We start from the raw sequence: 15,874 nt of genomic DNA, 5'->3' as shown, positions 1-15,874 counted from the left end.
TTCTGATGTCATCCTGAGCTAGTCGAAGGATGACCAATAAACTAATGAAAGATTATTTTGTTTATATCGTTAGATGTTCAGATGGTAGTTATTATACTGGTGTAACTTCAAATTTAGAAAAACGAATAGCGGAACATAATTCTGGTTTGATTAAAGGATATACCTCTAAAAGATTACCTTTAGAATTAGTTTATTCGAATAGATTTAATAATGTTAGTGATGCTATTCGCTCTGAGAAACAGATTAAAGGATGGCGCAGAGATAAAAAAGAAGCACTAGTTTAGCAAAACTTTGAAGCATTGGTAAAACTATCTAAAACAAGAAAGAAATAATAACAGTCACACTTCGACAGGCTCAGTGTGACATTTTAAAAAATATTTTTCAGTATAAACTAAATGAATACTGATGATCAAATTAAATTAAGGTAAAAAACCATGGGCTTTTCAACAGATGCAATTCACTCAGGACAAATTCCTGATCCAACAACTGGTGCTGTTATAACTCCGATTTATCAAACATCAACTTATGCACAGCATGAGCTTGGTAAAAGTACAGGCTATGAATATGCAAGAACTCATAACTTAACAAGACAAGCTCTTGAAAAAAATATTGCAACACTCGAAAAAGGGAAGTATGGAATTGCCTTTGCATCAGGTTTAGCCGCCACTCACGCTATCATGAGTTTAGTTAAAGCGGGGGATCATATAGTTATATCAAACAATGTTTACGGCGGTACTTACAGACTTTATGAATTAAATATGAAAAACTACGGAATTGATTTTTCCTGGGTTGATACTTCTGATTCGAAAAATATCGAGACGGCTATTCGTCCCAATACAAAAATGATTTATGTTGAAACTCCAACTAATCCAATGTTGAACTTAACAGATTTAAAAGGTGTTGCAAAAATTGCAAGGAAAAATAAATTAATTACCGTTTGTGATAACACTTTTATGAGTCCGTATTTTCAAAATCCTTTAACATTTGGTATTGATATCGTACTTCACAGCACCACAAAATATTTAAATGGGCACAGCGATATAATTGGAGGAATACTAGTTACAAATGATGACAAGATTCACGAAAGAATTCGTTACATACAAAATGCTGCTGGCGGAGTTCCATCTCCATTTGATTGCTGGCTTGTGCTTCGATCAACAAAGACATTGGCAGTTAGAATGAAACAACACGAAATTAATGCAAATGCTTTCGCAAAATTCTTAAGCAAATCCGGTTACGCTAAAAAAGTAATTTATCCAGGATTAAAAAATCACCCACAGCATGAATTAGCCAAGAAGCAGATGAGGGGATTTGGCGGAATGGTTTCTGCAGATTTTGGCGATATAAAAACTGCAAAAAAAGTTTTAAACAATGTTAAGATTTTTACACTCGCAGAAAGTTTAGGTGGAGTTGAAAGTTTAATTTCGCATCCTGCATCAATGACTCACGCAGCAGTTCCGAAAGAAGAAAGAGATAAAATGGGATTAACAGAAAGCCTGGTTCGTTTTTCAGTTGGGATAGAGGATCTAGAAGATTTAATAGCCGATGTTGAACAAGCTTTGAAATAAAATTAATTTAACTATCCGATTAATCTTCTATGATAATTTATTTGTCCAAGATGGTAATTAAAATGAGCTAATAAGTGTAACAGCATAAAATCTGTTTTAACTATTTTGCTGTGCTTTTGTTGAGGATAATCCTTATCAAAATCTTCTGTGGATAAACTTTCTAAAACATGTTTAACAATTTCAATAGCATTATCAATATAGTTTATTAAGACTTTTGCGGATATATTTTTTGTTGTGAATTCATTTTCGCGATCTCTTACGTAACCAGTCTTGCCGAGTACAGCTCCAATAAAATGGTTGAGGTTACCAAGTAAGTGTAAACATAAATTACCTGCTGAATTGTTAATTTCTTTTTGCGCGATCCATAAAGTGGTTTCATCTTTGTATAAACTGATCTCATCCTTCAACTTATTAAGATCTCTCTCAAAAATTTCTAAGAGTGATTCTTTTAACATTTTTTAACACCTCCTTTAATATGGTAAAGTTTTATGATTAACTGCATCTTCAACTTGCAAAATTTCTGTAACAATATAATTACTATTGCCGCGCCAGGGAACTGCATTTAAATATTCTTTATAACGAAGTTCAACAAATTTACCGCTGTATCTTTCGAGCACTTGCGCAACCTGGTCATCCAAAATGCTAAAATCAAATTCATTACTTTGCATCTGATTTGGATTTGGTGTTTTAAATCCTTCCTGGATAATTCTTCCTTCCCAAGTTTTGAAGACGTAACCTTTCTTGACGACAAAATTTAAGTTGCCGGCTTTTACGCCTTCACCAAAAACAAAATAGTATCGCCACCAGAAAAGAAGAGCAAGAATTATAATTAAAACTGGTAAACCAATCTTTAAAATTTTTTTCATTTAACATTAACCTAAATTATTTTTTATCACTTTTAGAATCATCTTTTTTGTTCTCATCACCTTTAAGATAAGAAGGTAAGTTTAAACCTGCCATATTAAACAGATCATTTAACGGAGGTACTGATTTCATTAATCCAGAAACAAAATTTGCAGTGGTTGTGTTGCCATTATTTTCTGTTCCAATCCCAGAATCCCAAACAGTAATTTTATCAATTTTAAGATTCTTAATTGCTTCTACTTGAGTTTTAACTAATTCAGGTAATTTTTCAAGTAATAGCAATTGGAAAGCATTTGTAGAATCACCACCAGCAGCTTTTACTACTTGGCCATAGCCATCAGCCTGCTTGGTTAGAATTTCGAATAAACCTTTAGCTTCTGCTTCCATCTTTACAAAAATTGCATCTGCCTCTCCTTTAGCTTTCAATCTAATTTTCTCTGCTTCTGCTTGGGCTTCTATTATGGCTCGCTGTTTAGCAATTTCTGCTGGTATTATAACGTTAGCAACCTGTGTAGATCTTTCTCTTTCAGATCTTGCGGTTTCAGCTTTTTGTTCAGCGACATAAGATTCTTGCAAAGCCATTGCCTGTTGTACTTTTTCGGATGAGATTGCAAGTTTAAGCGCTTCTGCTTCTCTCTGTCTTCTTGCTGATTCAGAATTTGCAATTTCAACTTTTGATTCATTTTCCCCTTTAACTGCAATAGCATTAGCTTCTGCGGTTTTAACCCTTGTCTCTTTATCAGCTTCTGCTTTTCCAATCGATTCATCTTTACCCGCAACAGCAATGCTTACTTCTCTATCTTTTTGAGTGTTAGCAATTTTAACATCCCTATCTCTGTGTGTTTCAGCAATTTGTGTATCTCGCTCTCTATCAGCAGCGGCTTTACCGGTTTCACCAATTTTTTCTTGTTCAGCTACACTTATTTTTGCTTCGTTTATTGCTTTTGCTGCAGCTTCTTTTCCTAACGCTTCAATGTAACCTGATTCATCTTTAATATCAGTTACGTTTACATTTATAAGTTTTAAACCGATTTTCTTTAACTCGGTATCTACGTTTTTAGAAATCGCTTCAAGGAATTTATCACGATCAGAATTTATTTCTTCAATCGTCATTGTTGCAATTACCAAACGTAATTGTCCGAACAAAATATCTTTTGATAACTCTTGTATTTGATCAGGTTTTAATCCCAACAATCTTTCTGCCGCATTTCCCATAGTATCAGGTTCAGTTGATATTGCAATCGTGAATCGGCAGGGAACATCAACACGAATATTTTGTCGACTTAGAGCATTTGTAAGATTAGCTTCAATGGATATAGGTTTTAAATCAAGGTAAGCATAATCCTGTACAACCGGCCAGATAAATGCACCGCCGCCATGAATACATTTAGCTGAAGTTCCTCCAGTTTTACCATATACAACAAGTATTTTATCAGAGGGACATCTTTTATACCTTGATACAAGTGCCGAGATAGTAACAAAAACAACTATTACTGCTACAACGATAAGAATTAATGGATTTATCATTTTACTACTTCTAAGAATGATTTTATAAAAATGAGTTGATTATAATTTTTCTACAACTAATAAATTATTGTTTTCAATCCGTACAATTTTAACAATAGTTCCTGAAGAAATTTTTTCACCTTCAGTTACTGCATCAATTTCATGTACAGATCCATCAACGCTAATTTGAACTTTACCCTTACCCTTTTTCTCACCTGGAATATTTATATAAACTTCTGCGGTTTTATTAATCGATTTATTTATGTTAAAAGTATTATCCTCCGCAAGCCTCATCAATTGTTTTATTATTAGAAAGAATAATAAAACAAAAAGACTTCCAACAGCTATTGCAGCAATAAATAGAAATACTTTGTTGGAGATAGTTTCAAAGAATGCAATTCCGGACCAGCTGAAGCCTAATAAAAAATTTATTAAATTTCTGAAAGAGAATAACTGGAATGGAGCATCACCGCTATCAAGATTACTATCAAAATCCGCTTGAATTCCTTCAGAGGAATCCATTCCGGTAAACGTCATTACACTTTGAATTAAAAAAATAATGCTAGTTGGGATAGCTATAAACCAAAAGGTTTTTAAGAGGGGATTCAAGGATTCTAAAAATTCCATATTAACCCATCAATTAAATAAAACAACAAATTTGATTATTTACATATACAACTTTAGAATTTATTATTACAAAATCTATACTAGCACAAGAAATATTTTAAGTTTATATAAATCAAATCCTTTTACTAACTTTGTTTCAACTTTAACAATAATTTATAATCGATGAAAAAATTGTTTTTATTATTAGCACTACTAATTTTTATTTCGCCTTTAATTTTGTCACAAGAAGAGTTTGAAACTGAAATTGATTCTAGTGGAATAGAAGTTTATTTGATTGATGCTTATGTAAAGCAGGAACCGCCATACATTTTTATCTTATCATTCTATACCAGCGAAGTATGTTTAAGTAATGTAATTATTGATGGACAATATGAATACCTTGTTTCCAGTGGATTGAATGAAGCTCACTCAGCTAAAATAGATATTAGCTCCTTAAAATTCTCAGATAAAAATGTAAACTTTGTAATTGAAGCAATCGATTCAATGGGTAATAAAAATATTTCAGAAGAGTTTGAATTTGATTTACCTTTTGAGCCAATGGTTAGTGAAGGTTCAAGTATTTGGACGTTGTGTTTATTTGCAGGTTCTGTTTTTGTTTTGCCTATGCCGGGATATACCATCAATGACGGAAATCATTATTATAGCCTCACAAAAGAAATTCCAATTATTTCCTTCAGAGCAAAAAAAGGTAATTATCCATCAAGCTATCTTTCATTTGAATATACTTTCATATTTGATGCTGAGAATAAAAATTTTACTCGACTCGGATACAAAAAAATATTTCCAATCGACTATATAGAATATATTTCTACAGGAGTTTCAGCATACACAAATTTTTCCGGTCAAAATGGATTTGCGCCTGAAGTTTCTTTAGGATGGTTTACCTTGCTGGATACATTTACATTTTACACACGTTACCGCTATAACTTTAAACCCGGTGATTCAAACTCAAACTTTCACGAAATAAATTTAGGACTTTATACCCGCTTCTTCTCTCTTTATTTATAACGCATTGATTTAAGTCAAATGGAATGTTTTACCACTTTCTTATGTTTACATAAGAAACAAAATAAATCTATGAAATTATTCGCGTTAACAATTTTTATACTAATTAACTTTACTCTATCTGCTCAAACAGGAAGTTTGTCTGGAAAAGTGACTGATAAAAACGGTGCTTTGCCGTCTGTAAATGTATTTATCCTGAACACAAATCTTGGTGCGGGTGCCGATGAAAACGGTAATTACAAAATAACAGGTATTCCTGCAGGTGAACACGAAGTAAGATTTAGTGCAATCGGCCATCTAACAAAAGTTGTTGATGTAATAATTCATACAAATAAAACGACTGAACTTAATGTAACATTAAGTGAGGCTGTAATTGAAATAGAATCTGTTCAAGTAACGGGAATGAAAGTTCAACAGCAAAATGACACACGAACGAGTGTAATCGATCTAAATCCTAGAAACGCAAAAATATTGCCAGGCGCTGCGGAAGATGTGTTACGCACACTTCAATCATTGCCCGGAGTTTTAGCTCCGAATGATTTTTCATCACAGCTTGTTGTGCGTGGCAGTGGGCCCGATCAGAACTTAATAATTATGGATGATGTGGAAGTGTTTAATCCATACAGACTTTATGGTGTTGTAAGTATGTTTAATCCGGATGCCGTTTCTGATGTAAATTTAATGTCCGGTGGATTTCCTGCAAAGTATGGTGATAGATTATCCGCGGTTTTAGATGTAACAAATCGTGAGGGGGATAATACAAAATATCTTAAAGGAAATATCAATACTTCAATTGTTGATGCAAATATTGTGCTTGAAGGAAAAAACCCTTTTAATATTAAAGGAAGTTGGTTAGTTAACTCACGCAGAACTTATTATGATCTTATTATTGAACCATTTGTAAAAAGCGCAGGCTTGGTTGATGATAATACATCGTTTCCAAACTTTTATGATTTTCAAACCAAACTTGTCTTCGGTCCCTTTAATGGTCACAAAATTTTAATTAACGGAATTTTATCTCGTGACGGTGTTGATGTTGTAAGTGGTAAAGAACGCAACACTCCAGATAGCATTGGTGTTTACAACATTTCAAGAAATGATATTGTTTCAGCGGCATGGCATTTTGCTCCAACAAAAAATTACTTAAACAAACTCATAGTTTCTTGGTACAAAAATAACGGTACAACTGATTTCAATTCAGAAATTCTAGATCCATCTTTAAACAGAGATGATTTTAAAGAAGCTATTCCCGATACGTTAAAGCCTTATTTATTGGGTTTTAAGTTCAATGGTGATTTTGATTATCGTAAAGTTACTATTGATGATAAGTTTACTTTTTTGTGGAATGAAAATGTTTTTGAAGCAGGTGCCGGTGTGGATTTTATGAAGACCACAATGGATTTCACTTTTGATCTTGATCCAAACTTAAAAGCTATCTTTGCAGCTAATCCACAGTTTCGTGCGGCGCTAAGTGATTTAAAGGATATAAAGATTTACAATCGTTACAGAGCATATGCACAAAATAATTTTAAAGTATCAGAAAAACTTTTTATTAATCCAGGTTTAAGATTTGATTTTTACAATTTACTAGGTAAAGGTTACATAGCACCAAGACTTTCTTTTTCCTATGCTATAGATGAAATTACAACTTTGCGAGGTGTATGGGGTATTTATTATCAATCACCCGGCTACGAGAAACTTCGTGATCAAAATGTACTTTTCGATCTGGCTGATGTTTACACAAAACCACTCGACGCAGAAAAGGCGATTCATTATGTTATCGGAATTGAAAGATGGTTAACTAATGAGTGGAGTTTGCGCTTTGAGTCTTACTATAAAGATTTTAGCGATTTAATTGTGCAAAAAAAAGTTAATGGGACAGAATTTGTAACTGAAATTATACCCGGCAGAAATCCACTCTATCCTTCTAGCTGGACAAGACCTGTTCCAATTGGTGGTGATTCACTTACTCAAATTCCAATTAACAATTCTTACGGTGAGGCTTATGGATTTGAATTTTTCTTATCTAAAAGAAATGTTATGAACAACAGCAAATTAAGCGGTTGGATTTCTTACGCACTCGCTTATGCAAACCGATTTGAAGATGGAATAAAATTACCTTTCCGCTTTGATCAGACACATACTGTTAACATTGTTTTAAATTATGATTTTAATACCTGGTTTAATGTTGGAGTACGTTGGCAATTTGGTTCGGGATTTCCGTATAGTGAACCTGTTGGTATTAAACCACGAATAATTTTGCAAGATCAAAATGGTGATGGAGTTCCCGAAACTCCCGTAATTGCAACCCGAAAAAGTTTTAATGATCCAAATGGTGAAGGTGAAGTAGTGTATGATGTTGATTTTGGAGATAAGAAATTAAATGCCCGCAAACCTGCATATCATAGGCTTGATTTAAGATTTAATTTTATCACTGATTTTTGGAATATTGATTGGGTGTTTTACCTTGATGTTATAAATGTTTACAATAGAAAAAATGTTGTTAACTACGATTATTTTATTACGAAAGATTTAACACTTGGGAGGGAACAAAATAATATGTTTCCAATTCTGCCAACCTTTGGTGTAAGTGTTAAATTTTAGCTGAATTTATTTGTAAATTTCTCCACAAAATTATTAAGAATTTATCTGTGCAGGAATGAAAAAATCAATTTTACTATGGATTATCGCATTTATCCTTACGGTTTTAACCGCAGCTTATCAACGAATGACAGGACCAACCTATCCACTTTCCGGTGAAGCGAACCTTAATGGTAAGACAATAAAGTATTCGTTAGATAGAAGTCACGGTGGTGCAAAAGATCATCAAATAAAAATCAAAACTGATGATGAAAATATTAGGGGAGTTATGGATTGGAAACGATATAAAACAAATGATGATTGGAGTTCCGTTGAGATGATTTTTAAAAATGGATTTCTCTCAAGTAATCTTCCGCATCAACCGCCAGCAGGTAAATTGATGTACCGAATTACTTTGGAAAAAGATTCCAATAAAGTTTTACTTAACAATCATCAACCAGTTGTTATCAGATTTAAAGGTGATGTTCCAATTTTTGTAATAATCCCACACGTTATATTAATTTTTATGGCAATGTTATTTTCAACAAGAACAGGACTTGAATTTTTTAACAAAGAACCTAAATATAAAAAATTGGTTTATTGGACTTTCGGATTATTGATTCTTGGCGGAATGATCTTTGGTCCAATCATGCAGAAATATGCTTTTGGGGAATTCTGGACAGGTGTTCCATTCGGAATTGATTTAACAGATAATAAAACTTTAATTGCTGTAATCGGATGGATAATCGCTTTAGTCGCAATGAAAAAATCTGTTAATCCAAAACGCTGGATAATTTTTGCATCAATTTTAATGTTTATAGTTTATCTTATCCCACACAGCGTTCTCGGTTCTGAACTAGACTATAATGAAATAGAAAATCAAAAAAATAAAATTGAAAATACTCTTGAATGATTTTATAAATGCGTGAGGCAATAGAACAAATATATTCTGTAAGTGATATTACTAAATCGATTAAGTTTATTCTTGAATCAACTTTTGAAAAAATTAGTATCGAAGGAGAAATCTCTAACTTCAAAGCACACGGCTCTGGTCATTGGTATTTTAATCTAAAAGATGAAGGCGCTGTAATTAATTGTACGATGTGGAAAGGGGTAAACAATTACGTTTTCTTTACTCCCGAAGATGGAATGAAAATAGTTGTTACAGGGCGCATTACGGTTTATCCTCCACGCGGCAGCTACCAAATTGATGTGCGTTCGATGAAACCTTCCGGAGTAGGTGAACTTCAAGCAGCTTTTGAACGACTAAAGAAAAAACTTTTTGAAGAAGGTTTGTTTGATGAAGAAAACAAAAAACAAATCCCAACATTTCCAAAAAAAATTGCCCTAGTAACTGCTTCTGATGGTGCTGCTGTAAAAGATATGATTTCAGTTGCTGAACGAAGATTTCCTTTGTTACAGTTATTAATTGTGCCTACAAAAGTTCAGGGCGCAGGCGCTGCAAAAAATATTGCTGAAAGTATTCACAAATTGAATTCTTTCAGCGATATTGATGTTATTATTGTCGCACGTGGTGGAGGATCTATTGAAGATCTTTGGGCTTTTAATGAAGAGATTGTTGCAAGAGCTATTTATAAATCCAAAATTCCTATTATAAGCGGAGTTGGGCACGAAGTTGATTTTACTATTGCAGATTTTGTTTCTGATTTACGAGCTCCAACGCCTTCCGTTGCAATGGAATTAGCAACACCTGATATTGAGGAAATAAAAAGTTTTATAAAAGATTCATATTCATTAAGTTGTGATATAATTGAGCGAACTTTAGCAAATTATAGATCTGAAATTGAAGATCAGATTTCTTCTTACGCTTTCAGATATCCTTTAGAAAAGATTCGTAAATATTCTCAAATGGTTGATATGAATTCCTATAAAATGGTTAAGGAAATTGAAAGAAGAATTTTAACATTATCAAATAGAATAAAACTGATTTCAAAATCAATAGAAGCTAATGATATTGAAAAGACTTTAAAAAAAGGGTTTGCACTTATCAAACAAAATTCAAAATTTATAGCACGTAAGTTTAGTTTTAAAACAGGTGAGCCTTCAATTATAAAATTCTATGATGGAGAGATTGAGATAAAATGAGTAAGAAAAAATCATCTAATAATTTTGAAGATAAATTAGCGCGCCTTGAAGAAATTACAACTGCTTTAGAAAATAGTCAAAACGGGTTGGAAGACTCAATACAGCTTTTTGAAGAAGGTGTAAAGTTATCCAAAGAATGTTTAACTGTTTTGGAAAAAGCTGAACTAAAAGTTACAGTTTTAAAAAAAGATCTAAATGAAATTAATAATTTAGAAGAAGATTAAACTTTGATTTAAAATGGAGACGATTAATGTCTGAAGTTGAAAAATATCCTGTCCTTTCCAAAGTAAATTATCCGTCGGATATTAAACAGATGGATATTACGGAGTTAAAAGGACTTTGTAAGGATATTCGTGAATATCTTGTTGATACTATTTCTGAAATTGGCGGACACTTTGGCGGCGGTTTAGGAACAGTGGAACTAACTGTAGCAATCCACAAAGTTTTTAATACACCTTACGATCTGGTTGTTTGGGACACCGGCCATCAAGCATATCCACATAAAATTTTAACCGGAAGAAAAGAAGCTTTAAAAAAGATTAGAAGATTAAACGGTATCAGCGGGTTTCTTAAACGAAGTGAGAGCGAGTATGATTCTTTTGGTGCTGGTCATGCAACCACTTCTATCTCTGCTGCGCTTGGCATGGCTGCTGCTCGTGATCTTAACAATGAACCGAATCGAAAAGTCATCGCAATAATCGGCGATGGTGCAATGACGGGAGGTATGGCTTACGAAGCCATGAATAATTCAGGAGTTTTAAAATCTGATATAATTGTGGTTTTAAATGATAATAACATGTCAATAGCTCCCAATGTTTGGCAGATTTCTAATTACTTTACGGAAATGATTTCACATCCTGAATACAATAAATTTAAAGGACAGGTTTGGGATCTTACAGGAAAGCTTGATCACTTTGGCGATAGATTAAGAAGAATTGCAGCACGCCTTGAAAGTGGAATAAAAGCAGTTGTAACTCCGGGAATGTTATTTGAAGCATTAGGTTTTAGATATTTTGGACCGGTTAACGGACACAATATGCACCAGCTTGTAAAAATATTTGAGCAGATAAAAGAATTAAAAGGGCCAATTTTAATTCATGCTATTACGGAAAAAGGAAAAGGTTACAAGCCTGCTGAAGGACATAGTCAACGACTTCACGCTTCAACTCCATTTGATAAATTGACGGGTGAAGCTATTAAAAAATCGGGAGGGCCAGCATCCTACACAAAAATATTTGGCGAGGCTTTAGTTGAGATTGTGAAAAACAATCCTAAAGTAATCGGTATAACTGGTGCAATGCCGGATGGTACTGGTTTAGATTATCTGCAAAAAGCATGTCCTAAAAATTATTTTGATGTTGGAATTGCAGAAGAACACGGTATTACATTTGCGGCAGGTATGGCTACCCAAGGAATCATTCCGGTTGTTGCAATTTATTCTACATTCTTGCAACGCGGGTTTGATCAGATAATTCATGATATTGCATTACAAAAGTTGCACGTTGTTTTTGTTATGGATAGAGCCGGATTGGTCGGAGCAGATGGCCCAACTCATCACGGAGTTTTTGATATTTCATATCTTCGTATGATTCCGGGAATGGTGATCATGGCTCCTAAAGATGAAGCTGAATTGCGGGATATGCTTTTTACTGCGGTTGAATATAAAAACGGTCCGATTGCATTAAGATATCCAAGAGGCTCAGTACTCGGAGTAGAAATAAAAGAAGATTTTAGAAAACTTGAAATCGGTAAAGCAGAGAAACTAGTTGATGGAGGTGATGTTGCTTTGCTTGCACTTGGTTCGATGGTTGACTATTCAATAAAAGCTGCCACTAAACTTAAACAGCAGGGAATTAGCTGTGAAGTAATTAATATGCGATTTGCAAAACCAATTGATACTGAAATGTTAGATATAGTTGCAGAAAAGTTTAAAAAAATAATTACGCTGGAAGAGAATAATTTGCCTGGCGGTTTTGGCAGTGCTGTTGCTGAATATTTCATTTCAAAAAATTATAAAAATGATTTACAATTTATCGGAATACCAGATAAATTTGTTGATCATGGTACACAAGAAGAATTACATAAAATTCTCGAAATCGATCCGGATGGAATTGTTGAAAGAGTTAAAGAATTCACTCACTTAAAAAAGATTAATAATGAGGTTTCTGTCTAATGGAGAAAGTTAAAATTGGAGTTATCGGATTAGGTGGCGTGGCTCAGTTAGTACATCTTCCAAATCTTACCAAAGTTTCAAATGCTGAACTGACCGCGGTTGCTGAAGTAAATAAAAATAGACTCCTTACAATTTCTGATAAATTTAATGTTAAACAGAGATTTACAAACTACAATGATATGCTTGAGAAAAGTGATATTGAGGCTGTAATCATTGCGACCCCAACAAGCACACACACAGACATTGCTATCGATTGTCTTAATGCTGGCAAAGATGTTCTGGTTGAAAAGCCACTTGCAAGAACTTACACTGAAGCAAAAAAAATAGTTGATGCTGCAAAAAAGAATAAAAGAAAATTAATGGTGGGTATGAATCTTCGATACAGGCCAGACACAATGCTGCTGCGAAGTTTTATTAACACAAAAGAAATTGGTGATCCTTTTTATATTAAATGTGGATGGATACGAAAACAAAGCAGCAGCGAAAAGTGGTTTACAAAAAAAGAAGAATCCGGCGGCGGTGTTATAATTGATTTAGGAATCCATATATTAGATTTAGCTTTATGGTTGCTTGATTATCCGAAGATCACTTCAGTAAGTTCACAAAATTTTTATCATTACACAAAAAGTGTAGAAGATACGTCAATCAGTTGTGTAAAATGTGATAACTCTGCTGTTATAAATATGGAAGTAAGCTGGTCGCTTCCAGTTGAAAAAGATCATTTTTTTCTAGATGTGTATGGAACAAAAGGCAGTTTTTCATCAAATCCTTTCAAATTATATAAGAAGGTTGAAAATGATTACATTAATTTAACACCAACTCAGGTGGATAATCCTACTGTATTATTTAAAAAGTCTTATCTTAACGAACTAAAAAGTTTTATTGGTGCAATAAAAGGTTTGAATCCCGTTTTTTCTCCCGGAGAAGAAGCGATGCAGCGAATGAAAATAATTGAAGCAATGTATCTTTCCGCTGAAAAAAAGCAGGAAATAAAAATATAGAGAAATGAAAAAAATTCTTTTAGTTGATGACGAACCGGATATAGTTGAGTTTCTAAAGTATAATCTTGAGCAGCAAAATTTTGAAGTAATTGTTGGACATAACGGTGAAGAGGCATTACAAAAACTTTCTGAAAAACCGGATCTTATAGTTCTTGATATTATGATGCCCAAACTTGATGGGTTTGAAACTTGCAAACGCATCAGACAAAATAAAGAATTTGAAAATGTACCAATCGTGTTTCTAACCGCTAAAGCAGGTGAGATTGATGAGATTAAAGGATTAGAATTAGGCGCAAGTGATTACATTCAGAAACCAATTTCACCAAATAAATTAATTGCTCGCGTAAAATCAAATTTTAGAAAAGCAGAAGGCTTCATTTCAAAAAAATCTGAGCCGATACAAATCAAATATGGCCCAATCAATATCAACAAAGAAACTTATGAAGTTTTTATTGATGCCGAAAAAAAAGTATTTCCAAGAAAAGAATTTGAAGTGCTTTATTTTCTGATAAACAATCCTGGACGAGTTTTTGGCAGAGAAATATTATTAAAAGAAGTGTGGGGTGCGGATGTTTATGTTGTTGATAGAACTGTTGATGTACATATTAGAAAAATAAGAGAAAAATTGGGCAATCACGCCGACCTAATTGAAACAGTTAAAGGTGTAGGATACAGATTAAAAAGTGTGGAATGAAATTAAATCCAATATCTCTTCTGCGTTAGTTTATTTTAGAGAATTTATACTCTTTCTCATACTTGTTATTATAATCATCTTTTTGCTGATCGAAAAACTCTCACTGAGTATACCATTAATTTTAATATTGTTAGTAGTTGGAATTATAATTCTCAATCTAATTGGAAGAAGAAGAATTAAAGAAATTGATGATATCAAGAATATTATTTCGGCAATCAGACAGAGTAAATTTCAATCTTCAGAGGAAATTGTTTTATCAAGACAACTTTCCGGACTTGAAAATGAAATTAAGGAGATGTTTGAAAAAGCTAAAAGCGATATTGAATATTTGGAACGATTGCAGAGAATGCGAAGTCAGTTTCTTGCAAATGTATCACACGAATTACGTACACCTATTTTTTCTATCCAAGGATATCTAGAAACACTTTTAAATGGTGCGATGGATGATCCAAAAGTCAACAAACATTTTTTACAAAAAGCTGATCAGCATACTGTTAATCTTAGCAATTTGTTAAATGACCTCATCGATATTTCTATGATTGAATCCGGTGAGATGCGAATGAGTTTTAGATATTTTGATATAAACTTATTTATTAAAAATATTCTTGCTGAATTCTCTCTACTAGCGGAAGAAAAAAACATTAATCTGATTTTCAATCCACCAATAGAAGCCTTGCAGGTTTTTGGCGATAAGGAAAAACTTAAACAGGTTTTTGTTAATCTTTTACAGAATGCAATAAAATATACTGATGAAGGAAGCGTAGAGATTTTGCTTGATGAGGAAAAAAAACTTGTAAATATCTCAATTAAAGATACAGGAATCGGTATACCTGAAGAAGATTTAACCAGAGTTTTTGAGCGATTTTATCGTGTTGATAAAGCAAGATCCAGAGCCGTTGGCGGTACTGGATTGGGTCTGGCAATCGTAAAACACATCATAGAGGCTCATAATTCAAAGATTATTGTACAAAGTAAACTTAGTGAAGGCAGTATTTTTTCATTTAAACTTAAGAAATGAGTTAATCTGTATAAAAAATAATATGCCAAAAAGTTTGACATAAATCCTTTGTTTTATTAGATTTACGCGCTCAAATTAGAATTTATGAGGAAAAAATGTTTGCAGTTGTTGATATTTTAGGACAGCAGTTTAAAGTATCCGAAAATACAAAATATTACGTACCACGTTTGAATCAGGAACCGGAATCAGAAATTACTTTCGATCAGGTTTTATTATTAAGCGATGGTAAAGAAACAAAAGTCGGTAGCCCGGTTATTAAAGGTGCAAAAGTTACTGCAAAAGTTCTTTCGCATTTAAAAGATGATAAAGTTATAGTCTTCAAAAAGAAAAGAAGAAAAGGCTATAGAAAACAAAACGGACACAGACAGCAGTTAACAAGAATTGAAGTTACCCAGATAGGATAAAAGGAGATTTAATAATGGCACATAAAAAAGGTCAAGGTTCATCACGTAACGGTAGAGATAGTAATGCGCAGCGTCTTGGTGTTAAAAGATTTGGCGGTGAAAATGTTCTTGCCGGTAACATTATTGTAAGACAAAGAGGAACAAAGTTTCATCCGGGAACAAACGTAAAAATTGGAAGTGATGATACTCTTTTTGCAGTTGCTGATGGAATTGTAAAATTTGAAACAAAACGTGGCGATAGACAGTTTGTTAGTGTTTACCCAGTTAATTAATTTTTATTAAACTTAGATATTAAAAAACCCGATCCATGCTTGGATCGGGTTTTATG

General features: G+C 33.2%; 17 protein-coding genes. 13 read left to right on the top strand and 4 right to left on the bottom strand.

The window, feature by feature from the left end:
* Positions 1 to 44 precede the first annotated feature (44 nt).
* Positions 45 to 284: a GIY-YIG nuclease family protein gene (locus tag IPJ23_07160; GenBank protein MBK7630463.1), complete on the top strand. Its 240-nt coding sequence runs from the start codon at positions 45 to 47 to the stop codon at positions 282 to 284.
* Positions 285 to 434: 150 nt separating this feature from the next.
* Positions 435 to 1,568 (top strand): PLP-dependent transferase, encoded by a 1,134-nt coding sequence (locus IPJ23_07155; protein ID MBK7630462.1) that lies wholly within the window; start codon positions 435 to 437, stop codon positions 1,566 to 1,568.
* A gap of 11 nt (positions 1,569 to 1,579) precedes the next feature.
* Here the strand turns inward: IPJ23_07155 and IPJ23_07150 are convergent, their stop codons facing one another.
* The 4 genes from IPJ23_07150 to IPJ23_07135 are packed head-to-tail and all read right to left on the bottom strand — an operon-like array spanning position 1,580 to position 4,565.
* Positions 1,580 to 2,023, bottom strand: coding sequence for a DUF1572 family protein (locus IPJ23_07150; protein ID MBK7630461.1), 444 nt, complete (start codon positions 2,021 to 2,023; stop codon positions 1,580 to 1,582).
* 15 nt (positions 2,024 to 2,038) lie between these two features.
* Positions 2,039 to 2,434, bottom strand: a complete 396-nt coding sequence (locus IPJ23_07145; protein ID MBK7630460.1) for a hypothetical protein — start codon at positions 2,432 to 2,434, stop codon at positions 2,039 to 2,041.
* A gap of 16 nt (positions 2,435 to 2,450) precedes the next feature.
* The gene (locus IPJ23_07140) at positions 2,451 to 3,959 is read right to left on the bottom strand and encodes a flotillin family protein (protein ID MBK7630459.1); all 1,509 of its coding nucleotides are present in this window, start codon (positions 3,957 to 3,959) and stop codon (positions 2,451 to 2,453) included.
* 39 nt (positions 3,960 to 3,998) lie between these two features.
* Positions 3,999 to 4,565, bottom strand: a complete 567-nt coding sequence (locus IPJ23_07135; protein MBK7630458.1) for an NfeD family protein — start codon at positions 4,563 to 4,565, stop codon at positions 3,999 to 4,001.
* A gap of 162 nt (positions 4,566 to 4,727) precedes the next feature.
* Here IPJ23_07135 and IPJ23_07130 point away from each other — a divergent pair, with 162 nt between their 5' ends.
* From IPJ23_07130 to rpmA, 11 genes are all read left to right on the top strand, one after another.
* Entirely contained in the window at positions 4,728 to 5,573 is an 846-nt protein-coding gene (locus IPJ23_07130; GenBank protein ID MBK7630457.1) for a hypothetical protein, read from the top strand.
* A gap of 69 nt (positions 5,574 to 5,642) precedes the next feature.
* Positions 5,643 to 8,174, top strand: a complete 2,532-nt coding sequence (locus IPJ23_07125) for a TonB-dependent receptor (GenBank protein MBK7630456.1) — start codon at positions 5,643 to 5,645, stop codon at positions 8,172 to 8,174.
* A 55-nt stretch (positions 8,175 to 8,229) separates the two neighbouring features.
* Positions 8,230 to 9,063, top strand: a complete 834-nt coding sequence (locus IPJ23_07120) for a hypothetical protein (protein ID MBK7630455.1) — start codon at positions 8,230 to 8,232, stop codon at positions 9,061 to 9,063.
* Between the two features lie 8 nt (positions 9,064 to 9,071).
* Entirely contained in the window at positions 9,072 to 10,256 is a 1,185-nt protein-coding gene (locus IPJ23_07115; GenBank protein ID MBK7630454.1) for an exodeoxyribonuclease VII large subunit, read from the top strand.
* Positions 10,253 to 10,480, top strand: a complete 228-nt coding sequence (gene xseB, locus IPJ23_07110) for an exodeoxyribonuclease VII small subunit (protein MBK7630453.1) — start codon at positions 10,253 to 10,255, stop codon at positions 10,478 to 10,480. The genes IPJ23_07115 and xseB overlap by 4 nt, the downstream gene beginning before the upstream one ends.
* A gap of 26 nt (positions 10,481 to 10,506) precedes the next feature.
* On the top strand, positions 10,507 to 12,429 hold the full coding sequence (locus tag IPJ23_07105; GenBank protein ID MBK7630452.1) for a 1-deoxy-D-xylulose-5-phosphate synthase: 1,923 nt from the start codon (positions 10,507 to 10,509) through the stop codon (positions 12,427 to 12,429).
* On the top strand, positions 12,429 to 13,430 hold the full coding sequence (locus tag IPJ23_07100) for a Gfo/Idh/MocA family oxidoreductase (GenBank protein ID MBK7630451.1): 1,002 nt from the start codon (positions 12,429 to 12,431) through the stop codon (positions 13,428 to 13,430). Before IPJ23_07105 ends, IPJ23_07100 begins: the two co-directional genes overlap by 1 nt.
* Before the next feature lie 4 nt (positions 13,431 to 13,434).
* The gene (locus IPJ23_07095; GenBank protein ID MBK7630450.1) at positions 13,435 to 14,124 is read left to right on the top strand and encodes a response regulator transcription factor; all 690 of its coding nucleotides are present in this window, start codon (positions 13,435 to 13,437) and stop codon (positions 14,122 to 14,124) included.
* Positions 14,114 to 15,142, top strand: coding sequence for an ATP-binding protein (locus IPJ23_07090; protein MBK7630449.1), 1,029 nt, complete (start codon positions 14,114 to 14,116; stop codon positions 15,140 to 15,142). The genes IPJ23_07095 and IPJ23_07090 overlap by 11 nt, the downstream gene beginning before the upstream one ends.
* 95 nt (positions 15,143 to 15,237) lie before the next feature.
* Positions 15,238 to 15,546 (top strand): 50S ribosomal protein L21, encoded by a 309-nt coding sequence (gene rplU / locus IPJ23_07085; GenBank protein ID MBK7630448.1) that lies wholly within the window; start codon positions 15,238 to 15,240, stop codon positions 15,544 to 15,546.
* A gap of 14 nt (positions 15,547 to 15,560) precedes the next feature.
* Entirely contained in the window at positions 15,561 to 15,818 is a 258-nt protein-coding gene (gene rpmA / locus IPJ23_07080; GenBank protein MBK7630447.1) for a 50S ribosomal protein L27, read from the top strand.
* Positions 15,819 to 15,874: the final 56 nt, after the last annotated feature.

It is taken from the genome of Ignavibacteriales bacterium, assembly GCA_016709765.1.
Classification (GTDB): Bacteria; Bacteroidota; Ignavibacteria; order Ignavibacteriales; family Ignavibacteriaceae; genus IGN3.
The sequence above is the reverse complement of the archived record's forward strand: the minus strand, read 5'-3'. Positions and strand labels throughout refer to the sequence as shown.

Bases quoted from the DNA above. Each gene is read 5' to 3' on its own strand.
- IPJ23_07160 (MBK7630463.1), top strand. From the start codon at position 45: ATGAAAGATTATTTTGTTTATATCGTTAGATGTTCAGATGGTAGTTAT.
- IPJ23_07155 (MBK7630462.1), top strand. From the start codon at position 435: ATGGGCTTTTCAACAGATGCAATTCACTCAGGACAAATTCCTGATCCA.
- IPJ23_07150 (MBK7630461.1), bottom strand. From the start codon at position 2,023: ATGTTAAAAGAATCACTCTTAGAAATTTTTGAGAGAGATCTTAATAAG.
- IPJ23_07145 (MBK7630460.1), bottom strand. From the start codon at position 2,434: ATGAAAAAAATTTTAAAGATTGGTTTACCAGTTTTAATTATAATTCTT.
- IPJ23_07140 (MBK7630459.1), bottom strand. From the start codon at position 3,959: ATGATAAATCCATTAATTCTTATCGTTGTAGCAGTAATAGTTGTTTTT.
- IPJ23_07135 (MBK7630458.1), bottom strand. From the start codon at position 4,565: ATGGAATTTTTAGAATCCTTGAATCCCCTCTTAAAAACCTTTTGGTTT.
- IPJ23_07130 (MBK7630457.1), top strand. From the start codon at position 4,728: ATGAAAAAATTGTTTTTATTATTAGCACTACTAATTTTTATTTCGCCT.
- IPJ23_07125 (MBK7630456.1), top strand. From the start codon at position 5,643: ATGAAATTATTCGCGTTAACAATTTTTATACTAATTAACTTTACTCTA.
- IPJ23_07120 (MBK7630455.1), top strand. From the start codon at position 8,230: ATGAAAAAATCAATTTTACTATGGATTATCGCATTTATCCTTACGGTT.
- IPJ23_07115 (MBK7630454.1), top strand. From the start codon at position 9,072: ATGCGTGAGGCAATAGAACAAATATATTCTGTAAGTGATATTACTAAA.
- xseB (MBK7630453.1), top strand. From the start codon at position 10,253: ATGAGTAAGAAAAAATCATCTAATAATTTTGAAGATAAATTAGCGCGC.
- IPJ23_07105 (MBK7630452.1), top strand. From the start codon at position 10,507: ATGTCTGAAGTTGAAAAATATCCTGTCCTTTCCAAAGTAAATTATCCG.
- IPJ23_07100 (MBK7630451.1), top strand. From the start codon at position 12,429: ATGGAGAAAGTTAAAATTGGAGTTATCGGATTAGGTGGCGTGGCTCAG.
- IPJ23_07095 (MBK7630450.1), top strand. From the start codon at position 13,435: ATGAAAAAAATTCTTTTAGTTGATGACGAACCGGATATAGTTGAGTTT.
- rplU (MBK7630448.1), top strand. From the start codon at position 15,238: ATGTTTGCAGTTGTTGATATTTTAGGACAGCAGTTTAAAGTATCCGAA.
- rpmA (MBK7630447.1), top strand. From the start codon at position 15,561: ATGGCACATAAAAAAGGTCAAGGTTCATCACGTAACGGTAGAGATAGT.